This window comes from Serratia ureilytica, from assembly GCF_013375155.1.
Classification (GTDB): Bacteria; Pseudomonadota; Gammaproteobacteria; order Enterobacterales; family Enterobacteriaceae; genus Serratia; species Serratia ureilytica.
The window spans coordinates 255314-265116 of sequence record NZ_JABXOF010000010.1 but is presented as its reverse complement, the minus strand read 5'-3'; the positions used below and the strand labels follow the sequence as shown (position 1 = coordinate 265116).

Sequence of the window (9803 nt, the reverse complement as noted above, 5' to 3'; positions counted from 1 at the left end):
TTGGTGCGAAGAGAGGGACTTGAACCCTCACGTCCGTAAGGACACTAACACCTGAAGCTAGCGCGTCTACCAATTCCGCCACCTTCGCGTACCAGAAACATTACCGGAGTAACGTTACCACGGAGGCGAATTCTAGAGATTTTGGCGGACACGTCAACAGTTATTTCCCCGCTTTGCGGGCGTTTGCTGGAAAAACAGCCATATCGCCGCTTTTCTGCTGGTCAAACAGCCAAATCAGCCAATCAATCAACACTCTGACCCGCGGCGCCAGGAAACGGCCGGGCGGATACATGATGTAAATCGGCATCGGCGGAGGTGGCGTTTCCGCCAGCACTTCCACCAGTTCGCCCTGTTCCAGCCAAGGGGCAAGCGAATAGCGCGCCGCCTGTATCAATCCCATGCCGGCACGCGCGCCGGCGATATAGGCGTCGGCGCCGCTGACGCTCAGCCGGGCGGGCAGTTCGCGCAGTTCCAGCTTGCCGCCGCGGCAAAACTCCAGCGGGTAATCGCGGTTGCTGGCCAGCGAAAAATACCCCACCGCGCGGTGCGGCGCCAGGCTATCGATGTCGAGCGGCGTACCTTGGGCCTGCAGGTAAGCGGGGGAAGCGCAGGTGACCTGCGGCAGCTGGGCGATCCGCCGCGCCACCAGGCTGTCGTCTTCGGTTTCCCAGGCGCGCAGCACGCAGTCCACGCCTTCGCGCAGCAGATCGACGTGGGTGTCGTTGGCGCCCAGCGCCAGCGTGATGTCGGGATAGCGCCGGTAGAAGTCGTCCAGCGCCGGAATGACGACCTCGCGCGCCAGCGAATGGGGCATATCGATGCGCACTTTGCCGGACGGCTGCAGCTTATGGTGGCTGAACAGCGTGTCCGCCTCCTCCAGCGCGCCCAGCAACTGCACGCAGCGTTGATAGTAGAGACTGCCTTCGCTGGTCACCTGCACCTGGCGGGTGGTGCGGATCAGCAGGCGTACGCCCAGCCGCTGTTCCAGCCGTTTCAGCGCGTTGCTGACCGTGGCGCGCGGCAGCTGCAGGCGTTCGGCCGCCCGGCTGAAGCTGCCCAGTTCGACGATGCGGGTAAAAATGCGCATGGCTTGAACCTGATCCATGTCCACTCCGGATTGTTGGTGATTTTTGAACAGTGATGTGCAATCTGCATTATTTATCTTTGTCGAGTAAACAACCAGACTTTGCTGCGTTATCCATTCACCGCATGAGGGCAGCACAATGCAACAACGTAAACTCGGTTCCCACGGTCCCGTCGTCTCCGCCCTGGGGTTGGGATGCATGGGCATGAGCGACTTCTACTCCACCGGCGCCGATCGGCAGGAAGCCATCGCCACGCTGCACCGGGCGCTGGAGCTGGGCGTCACGCTGCTCGACACCGCCGACATGTATGGCCCGCACACCAACGAAGAGCTGGTGGGGGAAGCGATCAAAGGCAAGCGGCAACAGGTGTTCCTGGCCACCAAGTTCGGCATTCTGCGCGATCCGGCGGATCCTTTGGCGCGCGGCGTCAGCAGCCGGCCCGAGTATATCCGGCGCTCCGTCGAGGGCAGCCTGCGGCGCTTGGGCGTGGAGGAGATCGATCTTTATTATCAGCACCGGGTCGATCCGCAGGTGCCGATCGAGGACGTCGTGGGCACGATGGCGGATCTGATCCGCGAAGGCAAGATCCGCCACATCGGCCTGAGCGAGGCGTCGGTCGCCACGCTGGAGCGGGCGCACAAGGTGCATCCGATCACCGCGCTGCAGACCGAATATTCGCTGTGGACGCGCGACGCCGAGCAGGGCGTGCTGGCGGCCTGCGAGCGCCTGGGCATCGGCTTTGTGCCCTACAGCCCGTTAGGGCGCGGTTTCCTCACCGGCGCTATCCAGCGGCCGGAGGATCTGGCCGAGGACGACTTCCGCCGCAGCAACCCGCGCTTCCAGGGGGAAAACTTCAGCCGCAATCTGGCGCTGGTGGAGAAGGTGAGCGAGCTGGCGGCGCAGAAGGGCGTTAAACCTTCGCAGCTGGCGCTGGCCTGGGTGTTGGCGCAGGGGGAACACGTCGTGCCGATCCCCGGCACCAAACGCCGTCGTTACCTTGAAGAGAACGTCGCGGCGGCGGAGATAACGCTGAGCGCGGCTGAGCTGGCGGCGATTGAAGCGGTGTTCCCGCTGAGCGCGGCGGCCGGCGATCGCTACGGCGCGGAGTCGATGACCTACATCAACGGTTAAAAAAAAGCGCGGCCTGCAGGCCGCGCTCTGTCGTTTTCCGCCAACGGCGAATTATTTCTTCTTCGGCGCGCGCGGCGGACGGCCGACGGTCGCCTGGTACACCTTGAAGCGGCCGTTCTGCGCCAGCACTTCGTGGCTGCCGAAGGTGGCGTCCAGAATGTCCGGGTATGGCAGGAAGGCGTTGGCGACAATGCGCAGTTGGCCACCGATCGGCAGGTGCTTCACCGCGCCGCGGATCAGAGTTTCGGCGGCGGTCAGGCTGGTCTGCAGCCCGTCGTGGAACGGCGGGTTGGAGATGATCATGTCGAAACGGCCGGTGATGTCGGAGTAAACGTTGCTGACGATCACTTCCCCTTCGATGCCGTTGGCGGCCAGCGTCGCGCGGCTGGATTCCACCGCGGCGGCGTTGACGTCGCTGAGGGTCAATTTGACTTTCGGCGACAGCTTGGACATTACCGAGGCCATGACGCCGGCGCCGCAGCCGATGTCCAGCACCTTGCCTTTCATGTGTTTTTCCAGCGTCGACAGCAGCAGCGAGCTGCCGACGTCCAGACCGTCGCGGCTGAACACGCCCGGCAGCGTTTTCACTTCCAGATCGTGCAGCTGATAGCTGTCCCACCAGTCGTTCAGGTCGAACTCGGTCTGCGCGTCCAGGCGGCCGTGATACAGGCCACAGCGGCGCGCGCTGTCGATTTTCACCAGCGTGACGTGGCCTTCCAGCGTTGGCTCGGCGCTGCGCACGCCGCTGCGGTTTTCACCGACCACGAACACGTCCGCGCCCACCGGCAGCAGCGCCAGGATGTTGCACAGCTGGAATTGCGCTTCCTGCTTGCTCTTCGGCCAGTAGTAAACCAGCGTGTCGCAGTCGGCGACGAAAGCGGGATCGACGGTCAAACCGAACTGCACGTTATCGCCCATCGTCCGGTTCAGTAACTGCCAGTGATGGTATTGCTGAGTGTGGACGCGCACGTCCGCGGCCTCGAATTGGGCCGGCAGGCTGTCCTGCAGGTCGCCGGCAAACAGCACGCGGCGTTCGATAAATTCATCACTGTGGCGCAGCATGACTTCACTGGCGGGGGTTAATGCAGACATCAGATATTGGCTCCTGGAAATGAGACCGGGGATTATAGAGCTTTGTGGCGATATGTTCGACGGGTTTGTTGGCGCGGGCTGCGCGGGTTTGTTAGCATAGCGCGGCGCATGGCAGGCATGGCGCACCACAACGGGTAGGAATCGGCATGGCATCAAAACGCGACTGGCTGTTACAACAACTGGGTATTACGCAGTGGACATTGCGCCGCCCGGGCGTGTTGCAGGGCGAAGTGGCGGTCAGTCTGCCGCCCGAGACGCGCCTGCTGGTGGTGGCGCAGACGCAGCCGGCGCCCGACGATCCGCTGTTTTGCGACGTGCTGCGCAGCCTGGGGCTGACGCCGGCGCAAACCTACAGCCTGACGCCGGAACAGGTGGCGATGCTGCCTGAAGAGACCGCATGCAACAGTTGGCGGCTGGGCGTGACGGAACCGCTCGCGGTCGCCGGCGCGCAGCTACACAGCCCGGCGCTGGCCGAGCTTTCCCAAGACGCGGGGGCCAAACGCGCCCTCTGGCAGCAGATTTGTCATCATGAACACGATTTCTACCCTGACGGCGGCCGACCTGGCCACGGCCTTCAACATTGAGCAAGCCAGCCACGCTTTCCCCTGGACGGAAACCACCTTTGCCAGCAATCAGGGCGATCGCTACCTTAACCTGAAGCTGAGCGCCGATGGGGAGATGGCGGGGTTCGCCATCACGCAGATCGTGCTGGACGAAGCCACGCTGTTCAACATCGCCATTCATCCGCAGCACCAGCGCCGGGGCTTTGGCCGCCTGCTGCTCAACGCGTTGATCGAACAGCTGGAGAGCCGCGGCGTGGTTACGCTGTGGCTGGAAGTCCGTGCCTCCAACCAGGCGGCGATCGCGCTGTATGAAGATCTCGGTTTCAACGAAGTCACCGTGCGCCGCAATTATTACCCGAGCGCCCACGGCCGCGAAGACGCGATCGTGATGGCGTTGCCGCTGGGGTAATCAGCCCGGCCGGAAAAAGCATTGATTGTCACCGGTTGGCAAATCGGCGAAAATGCCCGGCTGTTATCTTTTATTCACCGCTTTGCCCGGCGCCGCGATCGGCGCGTTCTGATGATGTCGCAGGGCGGACTAACCGTAGAACCTGAAAACCATGTCTCCTAGTGAATTTGCCCGCGAAGTCTCCAAAAGAAGAACTTTCGCCATCATCTCGCACCCCGATGCCGGTAAAACCACCATTACCGAAAAAGTGCTGCTATTCGGACAGGCGATCCAGACCGCCGGTACGGTAAAAGGCCGCGGCTCCAGCCAGCACGCCAAATCCGACTGGATGGAAATGGAAAAGCAGCGTGGGATCTCGATCACCACCTCGGTGATGCAGTTCCCGTATCGCGACAGCCTGGTCAACCTGCTGGATACCCCGGGGCACGAGGACTTCTCCGAAGATACGTATCGCACCCTGACCGCCGTGGACTGCTGTCTGATGGTGATCGACGCCGCCAAGGGCGTTGAGGATCGCACCCGCAAGCTGATGGAAGTCACCCGTCTGCGCGACACGCCGATCCTGACCTTCATGAACAAGCTGGACCGCGACATCCGCGATCCGATGGAAGTGATGGACGAAGTCGAGCGCGAACTGAAAATCGCCTGTTCGCCTATCACCTGGCCGATCGGCTGCGGCAAGCTGTTTAAAGGCGTTTATCACCTGTACAAGGATGAAACCTACCTGTACCAGACCGGTAAAGGCCACACCATTCAGGAAGTGCGCATCGTCAAAGGCCTGAACAACCCGGAGCTGGATGTCGCCGTAGGCGAAGATCTGGCGGCGCAGCTGCGCGATGAGCTGGAGTTGGTGCAGGGCGCTTCCCACGAGTTCGATCAGGCGGCGTTCCTGAGCGGCGAGCTGACCCCGGTGTTCTTCGGTACCGCACTCGGTAACTTCGGCGTGGATCATATGCTGGACGGTCTGGTGGCCTGGGCGCCGGCGCCGATGCCGCGCAAAACCGACACCCGTGAAGTGACGGCGGCGGAAGAGAAATTCACCGGCTTTGTGTTCAAGATCCAGGCCAACATGGATCCGAAACACCGCGACCGAGTGGCCTTTATGCGCGTGGTGTCCGGCCGCTACGAGAAGGGCATGAAGCTGCGCCAGGTGCGCACCGGCAAAGACGTAGTGATCTCCGACGCGCTGACCTTTATGGCCGGCGACCGTTCGCACGTGGAAGAAGCCTACCCGGGCGACATCATCGGCCTGCACAACCACGGCACCATTCAGATCGGCGATACCTTCACCCAGGGTGAAGACATGAAGTTCACCGGTATTCCGAACTTCGCGCCGGAGCTGTTCCGCCGCATTCGCCTGCGCGATCCGCTGAAGCAGAAACAGCTGCTGAAGGGGCTGGTGCAGCTGTCCGAAGAGGGCGCGGTACAGGTGTTCCGTCCGATCGCCAACAACGATCTGATCGTCGGCGCGGTCGGTGTGCTGCAGTTCGACGTGGTGGTGGCGCGTTTGAAGAGCGAGTACAACGTGGAAGCGCTGTACGAATCGGTCAACGTGTCGACCGCGCGCTGGGTCGAGTGCGACGACGTGAAGAAGTTCGAAGAGTTCAAGCGCAAGAACGAGATCAACCTGGCGCTGGACGGCGGGGACAACCTGTCCTACATCGCGCCGACCATGGTGAACCTCAACCTGACGCAGGAACGCTATCCTGACGTGACCTTCCGCAAGACCCGCGAACACTGATACATCGGCAGGGCGCCCGGTGCGCCCTGCCAATTCCCCGTATTCTCACTCCGCTAATTAATAAATCTTCCTCATATTTTATCCTGCGAATCGATGTCGCCCAGGCGAGACGCGATTGGCCTGCGTTTTCCGCCGCATGGTCTATCTTTAACGAGATGTCCGCACATTGCTTGAGAGTAAATCACTGTAATACGCTTATTGTTTGGTGAGTTATTCTGATGTGTTGCCGATAGGAGACAGTCTGTTTCCTTAAATATCAATGAGATGACTGTTTTACCGTTTCGTGTCACTTAGTCTGTCGTCAATAGGCGACAGTTTTTTGATTAAAAATCCGACTCAACGCTTTTTTTGTTTGATTTTTAAGGCGTTTATGGAGTTGGCACGGCGGTTGCAATATTCCTGTCGTGAACGCTTAATCGTATAGCGATGATGAAGTATTTACCGAGAGGCCGCGTGAAGGCGGCTGAAGGGTTCCGGCGCTCTGGCGCTGGGGCCCCCAACAAAAGGAAGAGATCGATGAAAAAGACCAAATTTGCACACTCGCTGATGGCTGTTGTTTTGGGTTCTGCTTTGGTGAGCGGCACTGCGCTGGCCGAAGACAGTCTGCTCAACAAGGCGTCTAACGCCGCGGACAGTGCCGGTGCCAAAATCGATAGCTCCATGAAAAAAGTTGACGGTTACATGGATGACAGCGCGATAACGGCTAAAGTTAAAAGTGCATTGGTGGACGATAAGAGCATCAAAAGCACTGACATTTCGGTGAAAACCGAAAAAGGCACCGTGATCCTGAGCGGGTTTGTCGGCAGCCAGGCGCAGGCAGAGCATGCGGTTGCGGTTGCCGGCAAGGTGGAAGGCGTCAAAACCGTCAGCGACAAGCTGCACGTGAAAGATGAAGCCAACCAGTCGATCAAATCGTATGCCGGCGACACCGCAACCACCAGCGAGCTGAAAGCCAAGCTGCTGGCCGATGACATCGTGCCGTCGCGCAATGTGAAAGTGGAAACCACCGATGGCGTGGTGCAGCTTTCCGGTGAAGTGAAAACGCAGGCGCAGTCTGAGCGTGCCGAAAGCATCGCCAAGGCTATCGACGGCGTGAAAAGCGTGAAAAACGACCTGGTGGTCAAGCAGTAATCCCGCCAGGCGCCCGTAACAAGTAACAACAAGCCGCATCTGTCGGGCCGTCAAGGCGGCCCGACGTGTACCACCAAAAAAAGAAACTGATTTGCCGTCGATGTCCCGTTGTCGGGGCGGTAGACGGCAGCGAATTTTTTCACAATGGTAAGGAGAAGCTTATGTTTCGTTGGGGCATTATCTTTTTAGTCATCGCGCTTATCGCTGCGGCACTGGGGTTCGGTTCGCTGGCGGGCACCGCCGCCTGGGCCGCCAAAGTCGTGTTCGTTGTCGGCATCATCCTGTTCCTGGTCAGTCTGTTCACCGGCCGTCGGCGCCCTTAGCCGGCCGGCATTTTCCTGCAAACTGTAACAAAGCTTAATTCCTTTTCTCACGTCGGGGAGGGCCGGCCATGAACAGCGACATCATCGTCGGGCGCTGGAAACAGCTGAAAGGTCAGGTATGGCAGGCTTGGGCCGAATGGTCCGGCAGCGATGGTGCCTGGTTGGCCGGCAGCAATGATTTCCTCGTCGGCGTGCTGCAAGAGGATTACGGAAGAGAGCGAGACGCGGTATCCTCGGAGAAAACGTCTCACTGAGGATGCCAAGTTGGGATACAGAATACCCATCACGCTCGGCAATATAGAACCGCTGGCGTCTAAACCTTTTCGACCAGGAAAAATGGCGTTGGTCTGCGAAGGCGGCGGCCAGCGCGGCATTTTCACCGCCGGCGTGCTGGACGAGTTTCAGCGCGCGGGCTTTAACCCTTTCGATCTGCTGATCGGCACATCGGCCGGCGCTCAGAATCTGTCTGCCTATATCTGCGGGCAGATGGGCTACGCGCGCCGGGTGATCACCCGTTACACCACTTCGGCACAGTTCTTCAATCCGCTGCGCTTCGTGCGCGGCGGGCATCTGATCGATCTCGATTGGCTGGTTGATACGGCGGCGGCGCAGATGCCGCTGGCGATGGACGTGGCGGAACAGCACTTTACCGACGGGCGCGAATTCCTGCTGTGCGCCTGCCGCAGCGACGATTTCGAGCCGACCTATCTGCCGGCGCAGCGCGAACGCTGGCTGCCGGCCATCAAGGCGTCCAGCGCCATTCCCGGCTTCTACCGTCAGGGCGTGGAGTTGGACGGCGTCAGCTATCAGGACGGCGGCATCAGCGATGCGATCCCGGTGGAAGAGGCCTATCGCCGCGGCGCCGACACCATCGTGGTGATCCGCACCGTGCCTTCGCAAATGTACTACACCCCGCAGTGGATGAAACGCATGGAGCATTGGCTGAGCGACAGCAGCCTGCAGCAGATGGTGCGCATCCTGCAGCATCACGAGCAAAGCTATCACCGCATCCAGCGCTTTATCGAAAAGCCGCCGGGCAAGCTGCGCATCTTCGAGATCTTCCCGCCGAAGCCGCTGGCCAGCAATGCGCTGGGCAGCCGATTGGGGGCGCTCAATCAGGATTATCACCTGGGGCGCCGCTGCGGCCGCTACTTCCTGGCCACCGTCGGCCAGTGGATGGCGCAGCAGGAGCCCGACGGCATGAAGGTGCGAAAAGCGTTGTCGCGCCGCCTGATCCAGCCGGAGAACGTCAGAATGCCTTCGCCGATCGTGACCGACATCGCCATGCCCACCGAGCGGGCGCCGCAGCCGGAGGCCGCGGTGGCGGCGCCGAAAATCATCCTGCCGGGCGATCTGCCGCCGGGTGAAGGGGGGGCGCTGTGAGTTACGCCTTTACCGACACCCACTGCCATTTCGATTTCCCGCCCTTTACCGGGCATGAGGCCGAGAGCCTGGCGCGGGCGGCAAGCGCCGGCGTAAAGCGCATCATCATCCCGACCGTCACCGCCGATCGCTTCGCGCGGGTGTTGCGGCTGGCGCAGGAGCATGCGCCGCTGTTCGCCGCACTGGGGCTGCACCCGCTGTATATCGCGCAGCATCATGAGCCGCAGTTGGAACAGTTGGCGGCGCTGCTGGCCGAACGGCCGCACAAGCTGGTGGCGGTGGGGGAGATCGGGCTCGATCTGTATATGGATAACCCACAGTTCGAGCGGCAGCAAAGCGTGCTGCTGGCCCAACTGAAGCTGGCGAAACAGCATGACCTGCCGGTGATCCTGCATTCGCGCCGCACCCACGACCAGCTGGCCGCCGCGCTGCGGCGCATGCAGCTGCCGCGCCGCGGCGTGGTGCACGGCTTTGCCGGCAGCCTGTCGCAGGCGCAGGCGTTTATCCGCCTCGGCTATTACATCGGCGTGGGCGGCACCATCACCTATGAGCGGGCGCAGAAAACGCGCGCCGTGATGGCGCAGCTGCCGCTTGAGGCGCTGCTGCTGGAGACCGATGCGCCGGACATGCCGCTGGCTGGCTATCAGGGGCAGCCGAACCGCCCCGAGCGCGCCGCCGAGGTGTTTCACGCGCTGTGCGAACTGCGGCCGGAACCGGCCGATGAGATAGCCGCCCACCTGCAACGCAATACCCAAGCGCTGTTCGCCATGCCGAATTGAGGTCTGCATAACGTGACTTGCGTCACGTTATAAGATTTTCATTTGCGTCTCGTTGTATACATTTGTGACATAAATCGGTGCGAGGGTGACCTCGCTCAGTATAATCCCCCCCGAAACACTCCAATAGCAGACCTCTCTTCATGAGCAGGGATGTATTTTATTTTTT

General features: G+C 60.9%; 11 protein-coding genes and 1 tRNA gene. 9 read left to right on the top strand and 3 right to left on the bottom strand.

All coding sequences use genetic code 11. The features are described 5' to 3' along the window. Position 1 precedes the first annotated feature (1 nt). A tRNA-Leu gene (locus HWW83_RS19380) sits at positions 2 to 88 on the bottom strand. A gap of 72 nt (positions 89 to 160) precedes the next feature. Beyond that, complete coding sequence (locus tag HWW83_RS19375) at positions 161 to 1105, bottom strand: LysR family transcriptional regulator (RefSeq protein WP_089195449.1); 945 nt, start codon at positions 1103 to 1105, stop codon at positions 161 to 163. A gap of 118 nt (positions 1106 to 1223) precedes the next feature. Here HWW83_RS19375 and HWW83_RS19370 point away from each other — a divergent pair, with 118 nt between their 5' ends. After that, complete coding sequence (locus HWW83_RS19370) at positions 1224 to 2216, top strand: aldo/keto reductase (protein WP_176589483.1); 993 nt, start codon at positions 1224 to 1226, stop codon at positions 2214 to 2216. Between the two features lie 51 nt (positions 2217 to 2267). On the opposite strand, the gene rsmC is transcribed toward HWW83_RS19370, so the two are convergent. Continuing rightward, on the bottom strand, positions 2268 to 3308 hold the full coding sequence (gene rsmC / locus HWW83_RS19365; protein WP_033641786.1) for a 16S rRNA (guanine(1207)-N(2))-methyltransferase RsmC: 1041 nt from the start codon (positions 3306 to 3308) through the stop codon (positions 2268 to 2270). 146 nt (positions 3309 to 3454) lie between these two features. On the opposite strand from rsmC, the gene HWW83_RS19360 reads away from it, so the two are divergent. From HWW83_RS19360 to HWW83_RS19325, 8 genes are all read left to right on the top strand, one after another. Then, positions 3455 to 3892 (top strand): DNA polymerase III subunit psi, encoded by a 438-nt coding sequence (locus tag HWW83_RS19360; RefSeq protein WP_033641787.1) that lies wholly within the window; start codon positions 3455 to 3457, stop codon positions 3890 to 3892. Next, a complete protein-coding gene (gene rimI, locus HWW83_RS19355; RefSeq protein ID WP_033641788.1) occupies positions 3837 to 4280 on the top strand; it encodes a ribosomal protein S18-alanine N-acetyltransferase in 444 nt (147 codons plus the stop codon). Before HWW83_RS19360 ends, rimI begins: the two co-directional genes overlap by 56 nt. A 151-nt stretch (positions 4281 to 4431) precedes the next feature. Then, positions 4432 to 6021, top strand: coding sequence for a peptide chain release factor 3 (gene prfC, locus HWW83_RS19350; protein WP_033641789.1), 1590 nt, complete (start codon positions 4432 to 4434; stop codon positions 6019 to 6021). Between the two features lie 516 nt (positions 6022 to 6537). Then, positions 6538 to 7152, top strand: coding sequence for a molecular chaperone OsmY (gene osmY / locus HWW83_RS19345; protein ID WP_033641790.1), 615 nt, complete (start codon positions 6538 to 6540; stop codon positions 7150 to 7152). A 161-nt stretch (positions 7153 to 7313) separates the two neighbouring features. Then, entirely contained in the window at positions 7314 to 7475 is a 162-nt protein-coding gene (locus HWW83_RS19340; protein WP_004933089.1) for a DUF1328 domain-containing protein, read from the top strand. Positions 7476 to 7543: 68 nt separating this feature from the next. Further along, positions 7544 to 7729: a CsbD family protein gene (locus tag HWW83_RS19335; protein ID WP_004933086.1), complete on the top strand. Its 186-nt coding sequence runs from the start codon at positions 7544 to 7546 to the stop codon at positions 7727 to 7729. 10 nt (positions 7730 to 7739) lie between these two features. Continuing rightward, entirely contained in the window at positions 7740 to 8858 is a 1119-nt protein-coding gene (locus HWW83_RS19330; RefSeq protein WP_176589482.1) for a patatin-like phospholipase family protein, read from the top strand. Further along, on the top strand, positions 8855 to 9637 hold the full coding sequence (locus HWW83_RS19325) for a TatD family hydrolase (RefSeq protein ID WP_089195452.1): 783 nt from the start codon (positions 8855 to 8857) through the stop codon (positions 9635 to 9637). Before HWW83_RS19330 ends, HWW83_RS19325 begins: the two co-directional genes overlap by 4 nt. The last annotated feature ends 166 nt before the right edge of the window (positions 9638 to 9803 follow it).